The sequence below is a fragment of the Plantactinospora sp. BC1 genome, assembly GCF_003030345.1.
Classification (GTDB): domain Bacteria; phylum Actinomycetota; class Actinomycetes; order Mycobacteriales; family Micromonosporaceae; genus Plantactinospora.
Genome location: NZ_CP028158.1, coordinates 3998653 through 4016025 on the forward strand (window position 1 = coordinate 3998653; position 17373 = coordinate 4016025).

General features: G+C 72.9%; 13 protein-coding genes. 3 read left to right on the plus strand and 10 right to left on the minus strand.

What is annotated here, in order from left to right; translation table 11 throughout:
- Positions 1–52: 52 nt before the first annotated feature.
- Entirely contained in the window at positions 53–1330 is a 1278-nt protein-coding gene (locus C6361_RS17365) for a D-alanyl-D-alanine carboxypeptidase family protein (protein WP_107268357.1), read from the plus strand.
- Here C6361_RS17365 and C6361_RS17370 read toward each other — a convergent pair.
- Positions 1327–2079 carry an N-acetyltransferase gene (locus tag C6361_RS17370; RefSeq protein WP_107268358.1) on the minus strand — a complete coding sequence of 251 codons (753 nt, stop codon included), beginning with the start codon at positions 2077–2079 and terminating at the stop codon, positions 1327–1329. The genes C6361_RS17365 and C6361_RS17370 overlap by 4 nt on opposite strands.
- A 129-nt stretch (positions 2080–2208) precedes the next feature.
- Here C6361_RS17370 and C6361_RS17375 point away from each other — a divergent pair, with 129 nt between their 5' ends.
- Entirely contained in the window at positions 2209–2760 is a 552-nt protein-coding gene (locus C6361_RS17375; protein WP_107268359.1) for a DUF1697 domain-containing protein, read from the plus strand.
- A 153-nt stretch (positions 2761–2913) separates the two neighbouring features.
- Here C6361_RS17375 and C6361_RS17380 read toward each other — a convergent pair whose 3' ends face one another.
- Together C6361_RS17380 and C6361_RS17385 are read right to left on the minus strand one after the other, a co-directional pair.
- The gene (locus tag C6361_RS17380) at positions 2914–4062 is read right to left on the minus strand and encodes an acyl-CoA dehydrogenase family protein (protein WP_107271005.1); all 1149 of its coding nucleotides are present in this window, start codon (positions 4060–4062) and stop codon (positions 2914–2916) included.
- An 82-nt stretch (positions 4063–4144) separates the two neighbouring features.
- Positions 4145–5677, minus strand: coding sequence for an acyl-CoA carboxylase subunit beta (locus C6361_RS17385; protein WP_107268360.1), 1533 nt, complete (start codon positions 5675–5677; stop codon positions 4145–4147).
- A 205-nt stretch (positions 5678–5882) separates the two neighbouring features.
- On the opposite strand from C6361_RS17385, the gene C6361_RS17390 reads away from it, so the two are divergent.
- A complete protein-coding gene (locus C6361_RS17390; protein WP_107268361.1) occupies positions 5883–6461 on the plus strand; it encodes a snapalysin family zinc-dependent metalloprotease in 579 nt (192 codons plus the stop codon).
- 99 nt (positions 6462–6560) lie between these two features.
- Here C6361_RS17390 and C6361_RS17395 read toward each other — a convergent pair whose 3' ends face one another.
- The 7 genes from C6361_RS17395 to C6361_RS17430 form a co-directional block, all read right to left on the minus strand.
- Entirely contained in the window at positions 6561–7208 is a 648-nt protein-coding gene (locus tag C6361_RS17395) for an MBL fold metallo-hydrolase (protein ID WP_107263202.1), read from the minus strand.
- A 76-nt stretch (positions 7209–7284) separates the two neighbouring features.
- Positions 7285–8847 (minus strand): alpha/beta fold hydrolase, encoded by a 1563-nt coding sequence (locus C6361_RS17400; protein ID WP_199853382.1) that lies wholly within the window; start codon positions 8845–8847, stop codon positions 7285–7287.
- A 237-nt stretch (positions 8848–9084) separates the two neighbouring features.
- Entirely contained in the window at positions 9085–9984 is a 900-nt protein-coding gene (locus C6361_RS17405) for a hydroxymethylglutaryl-CoA lyase (protein ID WP_107264516.1), read from the minus strand.
- 88 nt (positions 9985–10072) lie between these two features.
- Positions 10073–11419: an acetyl/propionyl/methylcrotonyl-CoA carboxylase subunit alpha gene (locus C6361_RS17415; protein WP_107268362.1), complete on the minus strand. Its 1347-nt coding sequence runs from the start codon at positions 11417–11419 to the stop codon at positions 10073–10075.
- Between the two features lie 218 nt (positions 11420–11637).
- Positions 11638–12246, minus strand: coding sequence for a TetR/AcrR family transcriptional regulator (locus tag C6361_RS17420; protein WP_107271007.1), 609 nt, complete (start codon positions 12244–12246; stop codon positions 11638–11640).
- Positions 12247–12438: 192 nt separating this feature from the next.
- Entirely contained in the window at positions 12439–15522 is a 3084-nt protein-coding gene (locus C6361_RS17425; RefSeq protein WP_107268363.1) for a hypothetical protein, read from the minus strand.
- A 2-nt stretch (positions 15523–15524) separates the two neighbouring features.
- Positions 15525–17318, minus strand: a complete 1794-nt coding sequence (locus tag C6361_RS17430; protein ID WP_107268364.1) for an HSP90 family protein — start codon at positions 17316–17318, stop codon at positions 15525–15527.
- Positions 17319–17373: the final 55 nt, after the last annotated feature.

Sequence of the window (17373 nt, forward strand, 5' to 3'; positions counted from 1 at the left end):
CCGATATCCGAACCTGCCACCCGTACGGATGACGACGACTACTCTCCGGAGTATGACCCGACGGTTGCTCGTACTCAGAGTAGCCAGTGCTCTCCTGGTGCTGCCGTGGGTAACGCTGGGCGGCGCACCCGGAGCCGCGATGGCGAGGACTCCGACCCAGGCCCGAGCGGCTACGCCGGCCCCAGCCCGAGCGGGTACGCCGGCCCGGCCCTGCCCGACGCCGAGCCCGCCGGTGCCCCGCCCCACCCGGCCCGCCCCGCCCCCGCTCGATCCGGCGAATGCGGCGGTCGGCGGTCCGGCGCTGGCCACCGCCGGTCTGGTCACCCCGTCCGGCGTCGCCGAACCGCCCAGGGTCACCGCCACCTCGTGGCTGGTCGCCGACCTGACCAGCGGCGCCGTACTCGGCGGCTGCGGCCCGCACGAGTACGGCGTGCCGGCCAGCGTGCAGAAGCTGCTGCTGGTGGCGGCGGTGCTGCCGCACCTCGACCCGCACCAGGTCGTCGAGGTGACCGAGTCGGACCTCGACTTCGAGCCGGGCAGCTCGGCGGTGGGGCTGGTCCGGGGCGGCCGGTACTCCGTCGAGACGCTCTGGCTCGGCCTGATCCTCAACTCCGGCAACGACGCGGCGAACGTGCTGGCCCGGCTCGGCGGCGGTGCCGCAGGCCAGGCCGGCGGGGTCGCGGCGATGAACGCCGAGGCGGCCCGGCTCGGCGCGCACCAGACGCACGCCGCCACACCGTCCGGGCTGGACGGTCCCGGGCAGTACACCAGCGCCTACGACCTGGCGCTGATCGCCCGCGCCTGCTTCGGGCACCCCGACTTCCGGCGGTACGCCGGCACGAAGATCGCGCAGGTACCGGCGCAGGCGGCGAACAACACCAAGGGCTATCCGATCTGGAACGACAACCAGCTGCTCCACCGCTATCCCGGCGCGCTCGGCGGCAAGACCGGCTACACCGACCTGGCCCGGCACAGCTTCGTCGGGGCGGCCGAGCGGAACGGGCGTACCCTGCTGGTCACCCTGCTCGGTGCGGAGTCGCAGCCGCAGCGCGGCTGGGAGCAGGGGGCCGCACTCCTCGACTGGGGATTCGGTCTGCCCGCCGACGCGACGGTCGGCCAGCTCGTCGCGGCGGGTCAGGACTCCCGCGGCCAGATCTCGTCGCCGGCGGCCGGCGCCACCCGGGTACCCCCGGACCGGGGTTCCCGCACCGACTGGCTGCTCGGCACGGCCGCCCCGGTGATCCTGGTCGGTACCCTGCTGGTGCTCCTGGTCCGGCAGCGGCGCCGGGCCGCCCGCCGACACGACGGCGGTGACCCGGGTTCCCGCTAACCCGCCGCAGGTGGCGGTTGGACCTCGGAGACCTCCAGGACCCGGGCGGCCAGCTCGACGCCGGGCAGCTCCTCGGCCCGGTACGCCGCCCGGCGCGGATCGGCCAGATAGGAGTCGTAACCGTCCCGCCCGGTGAACGACAGCAGGTGCACCTCGGTCCGGCCGTCGCCGGTACGCAGCCGCTGCTCCAGCCGGCCACCGTGGCCGGCCAGCAGGGCCAGCACCCGCTCCTCGTAGCGGGCGAAGGCGGCGAGGTGCTCCTCGGGGACGTCGAGCACCGCGACGACCCGGATCCGGGACCGGGGTTCCGAGCCGTCCAACCGCTTGATGAAGTGCAGGTCGGCGTACCCGCCGGGGAAGCCCTCGCTGCGACCGACCTGGACGTAGCCGTGCCGGCGGTAGAACGGCGGCGCCTGGAACTCGAACGACGAGACGATCATCCGGTCGCAGCCGCGCCGCCGGGCCTCCTCCTCGGCGGCCCGCAGCAGCCGGCCGCCCACGCCGCGCCGTCGGTGGTCCTCGCGGACCCAGAGCATGTTGATGCCGCCGCAGCCGCCCCAGGTCCAGCCGGTCAGGCCGCCGACCAGCTCGCCCGCCCCGTCGGTCGCCCGGACCGAGAGGTCGGCCTCGTCGTCGGCGCCGGTCGCCGCGTTGTTGAAGGTCGTCAGCTCCGCGCTGAGCCGCCCGGAGAGCTCCGGGTCCTCCCCGCCGACCGCGACCGCCAGCCCCGCATCAGGTTCCGTCGTCATCCGGGCAGTATCCGCAACGTGTGCCGGGCGCCGCGTCCCTATTCCGGCCCGGCCGGGTACGGTCCGCCCGGGTGTTCCGCTGCGAGATACGCTGCTGACCGTCGGGCAGGGTCGACCGGGGAGGCGGGGATGGGCCGGTACGCCGCACTCCTGCGGGCCGTCAATCTCGGCTCCCACAACCGGATCGGCATGGCCGACCTGCGCCGGATCGTCACCGACCTCGGGTACGACGACGTCACGACCTACCTACAGAGCGGGAACGTCGTCTTCGGGGCCGGCGACGACGCCGGGCCGGAGCGGCTGGCCGACGAGATCCGGCGGGCCCTCGCCGACCAGTTGGGTCTGGACGTGGCGGTGATGGTCCGGAGCGGACCGGATTTGGCGGCGCTGGCCGACGGCAACCCGTACGCGTCCGGGCAGCCGGACGAGGTCAAACTGCTGGTGGCCTTCCTGGCCGAACCGCCCGGGGCCGACCGGGTGGCCGAGTTGTCCGTGCCCGGGGCCGAGACCGCCGAGTTCACCGTCGCCGACACCGGTCGGGACCTCTACCTGCACTACCCGGACGGGTACGGCCGGAGCAGGTTCAACAACGCCTACCTGGAGAAGCGGCTATCCGTCGCCTCCACCACCCGGAACTGGAAGACCGTCCGCGCCCTGGCCGGGCTGACCGCGACCGGTTGAGCGGCGGGCATCGCGGAAACCAACCGGCCGTCGCGGAAACCGGCCGACCATCGCGGAAACCGGCCGACCATCGCGGAAACCGGCCGACCATCGCGGAAACCAACCGGCCGGCCGACCGAGCCGTGCATGGGCCGGCCGGAGTCTTCCGGGCGGCTAGAGTCCCAGGTCGCGGGCGATGATCATCCGCTGCACCTCGGAGGTGCCCTCGCCGATCTCCAGGATCTTCGAGTCCCGCCAGAACCGGGCCACCGCGAACTCGTTCATGAAGCCGTACCCGCCGTGGATCTGGGTCGCCTCCCGGGCGTTGTCCACCGCGCACTCGCTGGCGTGCAGCTTGGCGATCGCCGCGTGCCGCTTGAAGTCCTCGCCGGCCAGCATCCGGGCCGCCGCGTCGTAGTAGGCGAGCCGGGAGGTGTGCGCCCGCCGCTCCATGTCGGCGATCTTGAACTGGATGGCCTGGAAGTTGCCGATCGGCTGCCCGAAGGCGTGCCGGTCCCTGGCGTACCGGACGGACTCGTCGACGCAGCCCTGGGCGAGGCCGACGGCGAGCGCCGCGATGGCGATCCGCCCCTCGTCGAGGATCCGCAGGAACTGGGCGAAGCCCCGACCGCGCTGGCCGAGCAGGTTCTCCGCCGGTACCCGGCAGTCGTCGAAGGTCAGCTCGTGGGTGTCCGAGGCGCACCAGCCCACCTTGGAATAGCCGGGCGCGACGGTGAAGCCCGGCGTACCGGACGGCACGATGATGGTGGAGAGTTCCTTGGAGCCGTCCGGGTTGGTGCCGGTGACCGCGGTGACCGTGACCAGGGCGGTGATGTCGGTACCGGAGTTGGTGATGAACGCCTTCGAGCCGTTGATCACCCACTCGTCGCCGTCCAGTACCGCCCGGGTCGCCGTGCCGCCCGCGTCGGAGCCGAAGCCCGGCTCGGTCAGCCCGAAGCCGGCCAGCGCCTCGCCGGTGACCAGCTTCGGCAGCCAGCGGGCGCGCTGCTCGTCGGTGCCGAACCGGTAGATCGGCATCGCGCCGAGCGAGACCGCCGCCTCCAGGGTGATCGCCACGCTGGAGTCGACCCGGGCGATCTCCTCCAGGGCGAGGCAGAGCGCGAAGTAGTCGCCGCCCATCCCGCCGTGCTCCTCCGGGAACGGCAGGCCGAACAGCCCCATCTTGCCCATCTGCGCGACGATCTCGTACGGGAAGGTGTGCCGCTCGTAGTGTTCGGCGATGGCTGGCGCGACGACCTCGCGGGCGAAGGACCGCACGCTCGATCGCAGCGCCTCGTACTCGTCGCTGAGCCGGAAGTCCATGGGTTCCTCCATCGGGTCGGTACGCCGGGAACGCTCGTGGCGCGCCGGGCGGGGCGGTCGGGGCGGGGTCGCGGACGGGCCGCTAGACGGGTGTGACGCCGTGCCGGCGCCGGGAGAAGCTGCGGTCCTTGCCCCGGGCGGCGGCGAACCGCCGGACCAGTTCGGTCCGCAGGTCGGCCGGCTCGACGATCGCGTCCACGACCAGCTCGCTGGCCAGCCGGACGACGTCGATGTCCTGCTCGTAGGCGGTGCGCCGCTCCGCGACGAAGGCCGCCCGCTCGTCCGGGTCCTCGATCGCGGCGATCTTGTTGGCGTAGACGGCGTTCACCGCCGCCTCGGCGCCCATCACCGCGATCTTCGCGGTGGGCAGCGCGATCGTGGCGTCCGGCTCGAAGCCGGGCCCGGCCATCGCGTAGAGGCCGGCCCCGTACGCCTTGCGGACCACGACGCAGATCTTCGGTACGGTCGCCTCGCTGATCGCGGTGATCATCTTGGCGCCGTGCCGGATGATGCCCTGCTTCTCCACCGCCGTGCCGACCATGAACCCGGGTACGTCGGAGAGGAAGAGCAGCGGCACGTTGAAGGCGTCGCAGAGCTGCACGAACCGGGTCGCCTTGTCGGCGGAGTCGACGAAGAGCACCCCGCCCTTGAACATCGAGTTGTTCGCCACCACGCCGACGACCTGGCCGTCGAGCCGGCCGAAGCCGACCGTCAGCTCCTTGGCCCAGAGCGCCTGGATCTCCAGGAAGGAGTCGGCGTCGAGCAGGCCCTTGACGTACCGGCGCATGTCGAACGCCTGCCGCTCGCTCGCCGGCACCAGCGCGGCCAGGTCGACCTTGTCGGAGGCGGCGACGGCGGGGGCGGCCGGCGGCGGCTGCGTCCAGTTCGCCGGCAGGTACGACAGGTAGCGGCGGACCACGTCGAGCGCGTCCGCCTCGGTCTTGCAGAGGAAGTGCCCGACGCCGGACTCGGCGCAGTGCACCCGGGCCCCGCCCATCTCCTCCAGTGTGGTCTTCTCCCCGGTGACCATCTCGACCATCCGGTCGGAGCCGAGGTACATGCTGGCGTTGCCGTCCACCATCGCGACCACGTCGCAGAACGCCGGAATGTACGCCCCGCCGGCCGCGCTGGGTCCGAAGAGCGCGCAGACCTGCGGGATCGAGCCGGAGGCGCGTACCTGGTTCCAGAAGATCTTTCCGGCGCCGCGCCGGCCGGGGAAGAGGTCGACCTGGTCGGTGATCCGGGCGCCGGCCGAGTCGACCAGGTAGACCATCGGCTGGCCGTTCGCGTACGCCCGCTCGATGATCCGGATGATCTTCTCGACGGTACGGGCGCCCCAGCTCCCGGCCTTGACCGTCGAGTCGTTTGCCATCAGGCAGACGGGTCGGCCGTCGATGCTGGCCTGGCCGGTGACCACGCCGTCGGCGGGGAGCCCGTCGGCGAGCGCGTTGGCGTAGAGCCCGTCCTCGACGAACGATCCCTCGTCGACCAGCAGCGCGATCCGTTCCCGGGCGAAGAGCTTGCCCTTGGCCGCGTTGGCGGCGTGGTATTTCTCCGCTCCGCCGGCCCGGACCCGCTTGCCGAGTTGTTCCAGCGCCGCACCGTCGAGTGTCACGCCGACCCCCTCGCCCGCGGCGGGACTTCGCGCCCCGCGCCAACCGACCTGAACGATCGTTAGGCTACTGCATCCGACCCACCCGGGCCAGCCGACCACCCGTCATACCGAACGACCACGTATCCGGACAGGATGTTGTAATAGACATTTGTCTATAACTACGCTGCTGGCACCCCCAACGGACCACCGGATCGGAGAGTGAGCCATGACCTCACGCATCAGCCGGCTACTGGTCGCGTTCGTCGCGACGACGGGTGCCACCCTCGGCATCACGCTGGCCAACCCCTCGCCCGCGTCGGCCGCCATGACCATCTGCTACAACACCAGCCAGGCGCCCAGCTACGCCAGCATCGCCAACCAGGCCGCCTCGATCTGGAACAACGCCACGTCGAACCTGACGCTCTCGGCCAACTGCGGCACCAACCTGCGGATCTACCAGATCACCGGCGGCGGCTCGTACGCCGTACGGACCAGCCTGGGCAACGGCCGGGTCTACATCGACACCCGGCAGGCGGCGCAGTACAGCCCGCTGCGGATCATGACGCACGAGATCGGGCACATCCTCGGGCTGCCCGACAACTACAACGGCAACTGCTCGCTGCTGATGTCCGGCGGCAGCGCCGGTACGAGCTGCACCAACCCGTACCCGAGCACGGCCGAGGCCAACCGGGTCACCCAGCTCTTCGCCGGTACCCGGGTCGGGCCGGCGCGGACCGCCGACGTCGACAGCCAGATCTTCCGGGACAGCTGGCCGGCGACCACGATGCTCGCCCCGATCGGCTGAGCCGCCGCCCCGGCGGCGACGCGTGACGGAGGGGCCGGTGGACGCCGGCCCCTCCCGCCGTCCACCCGGCCCGGTCACGACGCAGGCGGGCGGGGCCGGTCAGTCGAAGGTCACCGACTGGCCGGGCGGGATCCGGGCGTACTCCGTCTCGGCCTTCTGCTCGAACCAACGGTCCACGATCGGCGCCCCGCGCTCGCTGACCACCGCGTCGTGGATCGAGTACGCCCGGCGAGGCTTGACCGCCCGGACGAAGTCGAGCGACTCGGAGACCTTCAGCCACGGCGCGCTGGTCGGCACCAGCAGGGTCGCCACCGGCAGGTCCGGCACGAAGAACGCGTCACCCGGGTGGTAGAGCCCGCCGCCCGTCGATCCGACGTCGACCACGAAGCCGAGGTTCGGGATTCCGGGCAGCCCCTGGTAGATCTCGGCGTGGTCCCGGCCGACCGCCCGCACCCGGAACCCGCCCGCGTCGAACTCGTCGCCGGAGGCGACCGGAACCAGCGCCGGACCGAGGTCGGCCAACTGCCCGGCCACGTCGGCGTGGGCGTAGATCCGCAGCGCCGGATTGGTGGCCACCGCCCCGCTGATCCGCTCGGTGTCCAGGTGGTCGGGGTGCTCGTGCGTGACCAGCACGTGGTCGACCGAGTCCAGCGCCTCGGCCTCGGTCCAGATGCCCGGATCGATCACCAGCGACCGTCCGTCCGCCTCCAGGCGTACGCAGGCGTGGGTGTACTTGATCAGCCGCATTTGCCGAGCCTATCCCTGTTCGGCGGCGCTCACCGCCGTTACGCCGCCAGTCCGCCGCGCGGTCGTCTTTCGGTGGCTATCCCCTCGACCAGGGCACCATTCGGTACGGGAAGAGCCGGTCCACGGTCGTCGGCGGGCGGACCGACTGACGGCTGGCCGACGGCTCGGCAGGTGGCTCGACAGCCGGGCAGCCCGCCCCGCGCGCCGGGAGCGTACGGTCGATCAGATACCGCTCGATGGCGTCGTCGGTGCACTCGCTGCGGCCGTACACGCCGTGTCCCCAGCCGTGATAGCTGAACAGGACCCCGTCCCGGCCAAGCTGCCGGGTCACCCCGAGCGCCTGGTTGTATCCGGTCGCCGGGTCGTGCAGCGCGTTCGTGACCAGCAGCGGGGTGGCGCTGTCCCGGACCCGGAGCGGGTGTTGCGGGTTGGCGATCCGGGCGGGCGAGCCGAGGCAGGCCGCGGTCAGGGCGGCGGCGGCCGGCGAGTAGCGCAGGTCCGGCGCGATCCGTTCCGTCCGGCGCAGGTGCCGGGCCCACTCCCGGTAGTCGCGCACGGGCAGGCTCCAGTCGTTGCAGAAGATCGCGACCTGCGGGTACTCGGTCTCCTCGGGCAGTTCCGGACCCGGCTCCCACGGCTGCGCGTCCCCGGAGTCGAGGTCGACGAGGAAGTCGGCCAGGAAGGACCACTCCGGCCCGTAGAAGGCGCGGAAGACGAACCAGATCAGAATCTCCGGCCGCAGTGCGACGTCCGGGACGAAGGGGGACGGGATCTCACCCCGGTCGACCCGGTCGAGCAGCCGGTGCCAGAAGGCCCGCACATCCCGGCCGTGCAGCGGGCTGGTCGGCGTCCGGTCACTCCACCTCACGAACTCGTCGAAGGAGTCCTGGGCACTGGCCGCCTGGGTGTCGAGGAAACCGGTCGTGCCGAGGCTGTGGTCCAGGTTGCTGTCCGAGACGATCGCGCGTACCCGGTCTGGAAAGAGTTCGGCGTACTGCTGGGCGTTCAACGAGCCGTAGGAGAGGCCGTAGAAGGTGAGTTGCCGGTCCCCGAGCACCGCCCGGACGTGATCCATGTCGCGGACCACGCTGAGCATGTCGGCATGGTCGACGATCGGGCCGCTGCGCGCCCGGCAGTCCGCCCGCAGCCGGGCGTTGAAGGCCAGCCTGGCGTCGAAGTCGGCCTGGCTGCGCATCACGAACGACGGCTCCTGGTCGAGCAGGTCCTGCGAGCAGCGGATCGGGGTGCTCAGACCGACGCCTCGGGGGTCGATGCCGACGATGTCGAAGCGGCTGCGGATCTCCTCGCCGAACCGGTCCGCCCCGAAGATGGCCATCAACCTGCCGGAACCACCGGGACCGCCCGGGTTGATCTGCATCGAGCCGATCCGGCGGCCCGGATCGGTGGCCGGGCGCCGGGCCAACGCCAGTTCGATGGTCGGTCCCGACGGATGCGACCAGTCGAGGGGCACCCTGAGCACGCCGCACTGGGCGGTCTCGTCCTCCGGACACGGCGACCAGTCGATCGTGCCCGGCCGATCGGTGGACGGGGTTGCCGCCGCGACGTCCGGGACGGCGACGGGCAACCCGAGTGTGGTGACGACCAGCGCGGTGCTGAACAGCGACTGTGCGGTCCGCACGAATCCTCCATCCGTCGCGGCGACCGACGCGGCCCGACCCTTCGCGTCTCCGCGAGGCCCCGTCGACGAGACGAGTGACGTGACGGATGCAAATCTAGCAATGCGTCTCGAATGTGGGGAGGTTTCGGCGCGGGGGTTGGGCACCTCCACCAGGGTGCTTGCCGAGGCACACGTCCGCCCCCCGAGCGGGTCGACCCCGGCGACGACCCCGCCCGGCTCAGACCAGCCGGCTACGGCTCAGACCAGCCGGCTACGCGGGCCGGCCCGGAGCACCCCGGAGGGCAGCTCCCGGCCGACGAGCCGCTCGGCGTAGGCCGCCGCCTCCAGCAGCGCGTCCAGGTCGACACCGGTCTCGATGCCCATGTCGTGCAGCATGTGCACCACCTCCTCGGTGGCCACGTTCCCGCTCGCACCCGGGGCGTACGGGCAGCCGCCGAGCCCGCCGACGCTGGCGTCGTACTCGGTGATCCCGAGTTCGAGCGCGGTCAGCAGGTTCGCCAGCGCGGTACCCCGGGTGTTGTGGAAGTGCAGCAGCACCGGGATCTCCGGCTGCCGGTCCCGGACCGCGGTGACGAGTTCCCGGACCCGGCGCGGCGTCGCCATCCCGGTGGTGTCACCGAAGGCGACCCGGTCCGCCCCGTCGGCCACCACCCGGTCGACGATGCCGGCCACCCGGGCCGGGTCGACGTCCCCCTCGTACGGGCAGCCGAAGCTGGTCGCCACGATCACCTCGGCGGTCGCCCCCGCCTCGTGCAGCAGCGAGATCAGCCCGGCGATGTCGTCCAGCGACTCGGCGGTGGAGCGGTTGACGTTGCGCCGGTTGTGGGTGTCGCTGGCCGAGACCACCACCTCGATCTCGGTGAAGCCGGCGGCCAGGGCCCGCTGGGCACCCCGGGAGTTCGGCACCAGCGCCGAGTAGCGCACCCCCGGCACCTGCACGGCCTGCGCCCACACCTCGTCGGCGTCCGCCATCTGCGGAATCGCCTTCGGATGCACGAAGGAGACCGCCTCGATCCGGCGTACGCCGGTGCTGCCGAGCAGCTCCAGCAGGCGTACCTTCCCGTCGGTCGGTACCGGCTCCTCGTTCTGTAGCCCGTCGCGCGGTCCGACCTCCCGGATCGAGACCGCACTCGGCAGGTCGGCACTCACTTGTCGGCTCCCATCCGCTGCTCGGCTCCCATCCGCTGCTCGGCTCCCATCCGCTGCTCGGCTCCGATCGGCCCGGTCACTTCTTCGCCCGCATCCGGCCGACGATGCCGGTGTCGTAGTCGCCGCCGAGGAACTCGGGGTTGTCGAACAGCTCGGTGAAGAACGGCAGGTTGCACTTGGGTCCGGCGATCTCGAAGTCGGCCACCGCCGTACGGGCCCGGTCGATCGCCTCGGCCCGGTCGGCGCCGTACACGATCAGCTTCGCCAGCAGCGAGTCGTAGAACCGGGTGACGGTGGTGCCGAGGGAGTATCCGGAGTCGACCCGTACCCCCTCGCCGGTCGGCTCCGTCCACCCGGTCACCGTGCCCGGGCCGGGCAGGAACCGCAACGGGTCCTCGGCGTTGACCCGCAGCTCGATGGCGTGCCCGCGCGGGGCGAGCGCGTCCGGGTCGAAGTTCGGCGCCAGCCCGGCGGCCACCCGCAACTGCTCCTCGACCAGGTCGACGCCGTAGACGAGTTCGGTCACCGGGTGCTCCACCTGGAGCCGGGTGTTCATCTCCAGGAAGAAGAACTCCCCGGTGGCCGGATCCAGCAGGCACTCCACGGTGCCCGCGTTGCGGTAGCCGACCGCCTCGCCGGCCCGGACCGCCGCCGCCAGCATCCGCTCCCGCAGCGCGGCGTCGACGGCCGGCGACGGCGACTCCTCGACCAGCTTCTGGTTGCGCCGCTGCACCGAGCACTCCCGCTCGCCGAGCGCCACCACCCGGCCGTCGGCCAGGCCGAGGATCTGCACCTCGACGTGCCGCACCCGGGGGAAGTACCGCTCGATCAGCACCGAGCCGTCCCCGAACATCCGCTCGGCGAAGGCGCGCACCCTGTCGTACTCGGTGCGCAGGCCGGCGGAGTCGGCGGCGACCGCCATGCCCATCCCGCCGCCCCCGGCGGCGGCCTTGACCATGACCGGAAAACCGATCTCCTCGGCGGCGGCGAGCGCCGCCTCGACCGTGCCGGCCGGCTCGGTGGTGCCGGGCGCCACCGGCACGCCGGCGGCGGCCATCAGGTTACGAGCATTGATCTTGTCGCCCATCGCGCTGATCGCGTCGGCGCCGGGACCGACCCAGACCAGGCCGTTCGCCTCGACGGTACGGGCGAAGTCCGCGTTTTCCGACAGGAAGCCGTAGCCGGGGTGGATCGCCCGGGCACCGGTCGACTTGGCGGCGGCGAGGATCGCCTCGGCGTTGCGGTAGCTCTGCGCCGGGTCGGCCGGCCCGACGCAGACCGCCTCGTCGGCCTCGCGGACGAACGGCAGGTCGGCATCCGCCTCGGAGTGGACCGCGACCGTCCGTACGCCGAGTCGCCGGGCGGTCCGGATGATCCGGCGGGCGATCTCACCTCGGTTGGCGACGAGCAGAGACTCGATCATGCGCTACCTCCCAGTACTCGACCGGCCGTACCTCGTCGTACGGTCGTCCGCGACCCCGCTCGGTGAACCGCTGCCAACCTCCCCCGCCGGCACGGCGGACCGGAGGGTCGGACGCGGCGCCCGAGCGCCACGCGGCTAGGTTAACGAACGTTCAGTCGTCCGGGAACTACGGTTCGGTCGCCCGGGAACGACGGTTCGGTCGTCCGGGGAACGACGGTCTAGTCGTCCGGGTCGGCGAGCAGCGCAGCCAGGGTGGCGGCCCGGAGCAGCGCGGCACGGCGCTGACGGTCCACCTCGCCACCGAGGAACGGCGTGGAATTCATCAGACCGAACGCGGCATGGGCCAGCACCCGCGCCTCGCCCGCCGACAGTTTCGGGTGCAGCGCGGTCAGCACCCCCACCCACTCCTCGACGTAGAGCCGCTGGAGCCGCCGGATCTGCCGCCGGGGCTCCTCCGGCAGCCGGTCCAGCTCGTGCAGGTGCAACGCGATGACCGCCGGGTTGGCCAGGGCGAAGTCGACGTGGAAGTCGATCAGGGATTCGAGAGCCGCCCGGGCGTTCTCCGGATGCTCCGCGACCCGCTGCCGGCCGCCGGCCAGCAGCCCGTCACTCACCGGCATCAGCGCGGCGATCAGCATCGCCTCCTTGCCGGCGAAGTGGTGGTAAAGGGCCGGACCGGTCACCCCGGCGGCCGACCCGATGTCGTCCATCGAGACCCCGTGATATCCGCGGGCCGCGAAGAGGCCGACCGCGATCTCCAGAATCTCCTCGCGCCGGGACCGCCGTCGCCGCACGCCGCTGGCGGGCGCGCCGGCCTCCGTCGCCATCACCTGCTCCTTCACCGTCACCCGACCAGCCTAGTCAGCTGTCAATCGCTGACCCCCCGCCGAGTGTCGGCCGCCACTGGGCGGACAGACCCCCGTCCGACCGGGGCGGACAGGCCGGGCCGATCCGCACCGAAGCGGAACGGGCCGGACTGGGCCGGCAGCGCCGCCCGGTCGGGCGGGGACCCGCGCCGGCTACTCGTCGTCAGGGTCCAGGGAGTACCTGGCGCGCAGGGCGTCGGCCTCCGCCGTACGGCCGAGGGCGCCGAGCGCGACACTGAGCAGCCAGGCTGCCCGGAGTACCGCCTCAGAATGCTCCGGCAGGCTGTTCAGGGTGGCCCGGAGCAGTGGTTCGGCCTCCGCCGGCCGGTCCAGCCGGAGCAGTAGCTCCCCGGTGAAGAGCTCCACCAGGAGCGCCTCACCGAAGGCCTGGATCGACCGCAGCGCGTCGGCGACGCCGTCCAACCTGGTCAGCGCCTCCTCCGGCCGGTCCGCGCCGAGCAGCGCCCGGGCCGCGACGTCGGCCAGCATCGCCCGCTCCCACCGCACCGCCGGCTCCACCTCGGCGTCGTCCGGCTCCGGTCCCGCCGACCCGTCGGGCAGGGCCGCCGCCACCCGGTCGGCCACCTCCAGCGCGGCCAGCGCCGCCGCCGGGTCGCCGGCCCAGTGCCGGGCGGCCACCTCTCGACGCCGTACCCGCAACTCGTCCAGCGGCAGCCCGGCGAGCCGGAACGCGGTCGCGGCGGCGGCGAACCGCTGCGCCGCGAGGTTGTCCCGGTCCTGGGCGTAGAGCAGCTCGCCGGCCTCCTCCAGCACCCCTGCCCGGGCGGGTAGGTTGTCCGGGCCGTCGAGGTTGTCGGCAAGCTCGTCCAGCAGGGTCAACGCCAAGCCGTCCTCGCCGAGCGACCGGTAGACGGTGGCGAGCAGGTGCCGGCACTGGTCCGCGTCGGCCTGCCGGCCGAGCCGGTCCAGCTCGCCCACCGCCTCCTCCGCCGCCTCGGCCGCCTCCACCGCCCGGTCCGCCCGCCGGTAGGCGTCGGCCAGCTCCCAGCGCAGGTAGGCGGCCCCGTCCACGATGCCCCGCTCCACGCAGAGGGCGACCGCCTCCACCAGGTCGTCGACCGCCTCGCCGGGCCGGCCGGCGGCGACCAGCGCCCGGGCCCGCCCCGTCCGGGCCGGCAGCGCGAGCTTCTCGGTGGCCAGCCGCACCGCCTCGTCGTACGCCGAAACCGCCCGCTCCGGGTCGTCCAGCGAGTTGGCGTAGCCGAGACTGGCGACCGCCCGGTGTTCGGGCAGGCCGAGCTCGTCGTAGAGGTCCCGGGCCCGCAGCGCCGCCTCGCCGGCCTCGGCACCCCGGTCCAGCGACTCCAGCACCCGCACCCTGGTCAGCGCGATCCGCGCCACCAGGTGCCGGTCGTCGGCACCGGCCGCCTCGGTCGACGCCCGCTCCACCGCCGCCAGCGCCTCCGCACCCCGCCCCCGCTCGGCGTACGCCACCGCCAGCCGGTCCTGCGCGGCGGCCCGATACCAGGGGTCACCGTGCGCCATCAGGTAGTCGGCGGACTCCTCGACCAGCGGCAATCCCTCGTCCGGCTCGCCCGACATCACCAGCAGTACGCCCAACCGACCCGCCACCACCTGGGCGCGAAGCGGATCCGGGAGCTGCTGGTACAGCGCCAGCGCCTCCCGATTCGCCGCCACCGCCCCGGCCAGGTCGCCGGCCACCTGCCGCTCGACCGCCCGGAACTCGCCCCGGCGGGCGACGACGGACCGCTCCTGCGGCTGCCCGCCGAACCGTTCGTCGAAGACCGCGAGTACGGCGAAGAGGTCGTCGTCGCGCTCGGTGCGCCAGGCCGCCTCGGCCAGGTCGAGCAACCGCTCCGGGCCGGCGTCCGACGGTATGTCGAGCGGAGCCGGCGGCCGGGCCGACACCGACGGTACGGACGCGGCCCCCGATCCCTCGCCGACCCCTTCCGGCTCGACGGACGGACCGGATCCGGGCTCGGTGGATGGGACGGCCCCCGGCTCGGTGGGCGGAACCGCCCCCGGCTCGGTGGGCGGAACGGATCCGCCCGGGGCCACCTCGACGGTGCCGGATGCTGGGGCGGTGCCGGATGCCGGGGCGGTGCCGGTTGCTGGGGCGGGGGTGGGGCGGCGGCGGGCGGTCGGCGACAGCGGCAGGTAGCCACCGATCGGTTCCCGGCCGAGCAGCTCGGCGACGGCCGCCGACTGCGCCCCGGTGCCGTTGCGGGCGTCGAACCGGGCGGCCAGTTCCCGGGCCGTGCCGGCCAGCTCGTCGGCCAGCGCCGCCACCGGCACCTCGGCCGCCGGCCGATCGAGGTGCCCGGGGCGCTGCACCGGCAGCTCTCCGTGGCCCTCGGCGGTCAGCCGGTGCAGCAGCAGCGCCCCGCTGGCGGCGAAGGTCATCGCGTCGGCCGGCGACGGCGGCTCGTCCAGCCACCCGAGATGCCGTTCCAGCAGCTCCAGCCCGCGCGCCTCGTTGCCGGTCAACGCGCAGAACGTCAGGTGGTCACCGACCAGCGACATGTTCGCGATGTTCGTCCGGTGCCGGCGGTACGCCCGCAGGTGCGCGTCCCGCGCCTGCTCCCGCCGGCCGGTGTGCAGGTACGGCAGCAGCAGCGCGGTGAGTACGCACTGCGGCTGCTCGACACAGCCCAGCCGGCCGGCGAGTACCGGCTCGGCCAGCGCCACCGCCTCCTCGTACCGGCCGAGCGAGGCGAGGTATTCGATCTGGTCGGTCGGGTCGCAACCGGCACAGTCGGAGAGTTCGTCCCGGGGTGCGGTGGTCCACCGGCGGTACCACTGCGCGGCCTCGTCCGCCGCGCCGACGTGCACCGCCACCTGGTGCCGGTATTTGTAGACCATCTGGAGGCTGTGGCCGCCGCTGCGATAGCGCCTCTCCATGTCGTCGAGTACCGCCATGGTGCGGTCCAGCGGGATCTCGGGAAACTCGAGCAGGCCGCTGACCATGTGCTTGAAATACCAGAGCAGGGTGTGCAGGTGCCGCTGCTGGTAGGGCCTCGGGTTGCGGTCGAACTCGGCCAGGCACCAGGAGAAGGTGACGAACGACCGGGCCGGCTCGCCGCCGTAGTAGTAGGCGGCGGTGGCGAGCATCCGGGCCGCGAACCCGAGCTGCTCGTCGCCGGTGGCGTCCACCTGCCGGAGCAGTGCTTCGGCGGCGGCGACCTGACCGCTGTCGTACGGCATCTCGCCGACCCGGTCGATCGTCCGCCAGAGGTCGTCGGTGTCCCGGCCCATCGTCACTCCTGTCCTGGTACGGCGCGGCCGAGCAGGCCGAGGAACGAGCTGTTCAACAGGGCGGCGTCGGCGGGGCGGATCGGGTGGTAGCCGAGCAGCAGCGCCTGACCGTACAGGGCCTCGACGGCGAGCCCGACCAGCGCCGGGTCGCCGAGCGCGCTGACCCGGCGGACCAGCGCGTTACGGTGGTTGAGCACCAGCTGCGGGCGCTCGGCCGGGCCGGAGGCGGCGAGCGCGTCGAGCACCCCGGCCCAGGTCTCGTCGGCCCGCTCCCGGGTCGACCGGAGCTGCTCCTCGAAGGCCGCCGACCGGCTCACCAGATAGAGCGCCGGCAGCGACGCCGGGGCGTACGACCGGAGCACCACCTCGACACCGAGCCGGTCCAGGGCACGCTGCGCGGCGACGACGAACGGCCGCAGCGCCAGCTCCGTCCCCGGGTCGAGGGCGTCGAATCGGGTGGTCAGGTCGTTCGGCTCCAGCCGTTCGACCAGCACCGACCGGTCCACCGTCGGCAACCGCTCGATGATCTCGGTGTCGTACGTGTAACCGGCGTTGACCACCGCCAGGTCCTGCGCCGCCGCCACCCCGGCGAGCTGGCGGAACTCGTCGATGCTGGCCGCGTAGCGGATCAGCCCGTGCCGCTCGCGGAACTCGGCCAGCGTGGTCTGCCCGGTGTTGGTCTCCATCGGCCACCAACGCTCGACCAGCCGCAGCATCTCGTCGTCATGCAGGGCCAGCGCCTTCACCCCGAGATGGTGCACCTGGAGGAACTCGGCGAGCCGGCGCGGCGCGCTGCCGGCCAGCCGGACCAGCCAGCCCCGAAGCTGGTCGCCGAGCGCCTCCCGGGTCGCCTCCAGCAGACTGTCCTCGTAGAGCGCCTCCCGGCTGGCCGTCGGGCGCAGCTCGGTGGAGTCGACGACGCAGCGGGCGAAGAACGCCCAGTCCGGCAGCAGCCCCTCGGCGCCCTCGGTGAGCAGCATCCGCTTCAGGTAGACCCGATGACCGGCCCGCCCCGCCGGGTTGACCGGGGTGGGCAGCACGAACGCCGCGCCGGTCAACCCCGCCTCCGGCACCGACAGCGGTACGACGTCGAACGGGGTGCAGCCGAGCGCCTCGCGGGCGTACCCGACGAGGTTGTCCCGGCGGGCGGACGGCGAGGTGCCGGCGGTGGCCGACCACGGCGGTGGCCCGGTGGTGGTCTCGACGTCGCCGACCAGCACCCGGATCGGCAGCAGCGAGCCGAAGAGCCGGGCCAGCTCGGTCACCGTCGGCCGGGTCAGCCACTGGTCGGCGTCCCGGCGCGGGACCAGCGTGACGCTGGTGCCCGGCTCGGCGCGCTGGTTGTCGGCGGCGGCCAACTCGACCCGGTAGCGGCCGTCGGCGAACCCGGTCCAGAGCACGGTCGGCTCGCCGCCGTGCCGGGTGCACACCCGGACCTCGTCGGCGACCAGGAAGCAGGAGAGCAGGCCGATGCCGAACTGGCCGAGGAACTCGTGGCGGGCGAAACCCAGCTCGTCCCTTTTGGAGCTTCGTCCGATGGTGGCGAGCAGCTCGTGCACCTGGGACTCGGTCAGGCCGATCCCGGTGTCGTGCACCCGCAGCGTGCCGTCTCCGGTCAGCTCCGGCGGCTCGATCCGGACCACGGCCGGCGCGCCGGGCTCGGTGGCCCGGCGGGCGGTGATGGCGTCCACCGCGTTCTGCAACAGCTCCCGCACGTAGACCCGGGGACTGCCGTAGAGGTGATGGCTGAGCAGGTCGACCACGCCGCGGAGGTCGACCTGGAAGGTCCGGTCCACGATCTCTTCACTCACTCCCGTCCGGTGACGGCGCTCACGGTACCGGCCCCGGGCG

Coding starts and splice junctions, on each gene's coding strand:
- C6361_RS17380 (WP_107271005.1), bottom strand. CDS start 4,062: ATGGACTTCCGGCTCAGCGACGAGTACGAGGCGCTGCGATCGAGCGTG.
- C6361_RS17425 (WP_107268363.1), bottom strand. CDS start 15,522: ATGGGCCGGGACACCGACGACCTCTGGCGGACGATCGACCGGGTCGGC.
- C6361_RS17420 (WP_107271007.1), bottom strand. CDS start 12,246: ATGGCGACGGAGGCCGGCGCGCCCGCCAGCGGCGTGCGGCGACGGCGG.
- C6361_RS17390 (WP_107268361.1), top strand. CDS start 5,883: ATGACCTCACGCATCAGCCGGCTACTGGTCGCGTTCGTCGCGACGACG.
- C6361_RS17415 (WP_107268362.1), bottom strand. CDS start 11,419: ATGATCGAGTCTCTGCTCGTCGCCAACCGAGGTGAGATCGCCCGCCGG.
- C6361_RS17365 (WP_107268357.1), top strand. CDS start 53: ATGACCCGACGGTTGCTCGTACTCAGAGTAGCCAGTGCTCTCCTGGTG.
- C6361_RS17370 (WP_107268358.1), bottom strand. CDS start 2,079: ATGACGACGGAACCTGATGCGGGGCTGGCGGTCGCGGTCGGCGGGGAG.
- C6361_RS17395 (WP_107263202.1), bottom strand. CDS start 7,208: ATGCGGCTGATCAAGTACACCCACGCCTGCGTACGCCTGGAGGCGGAC.
- C6361_RS17375 (WP_107268359.1), top strand. CDS start 2,209: ATGGGCCGGTACGCCGCACTCCTGCGGGCCGTCAATCTCGGCTCCCAC.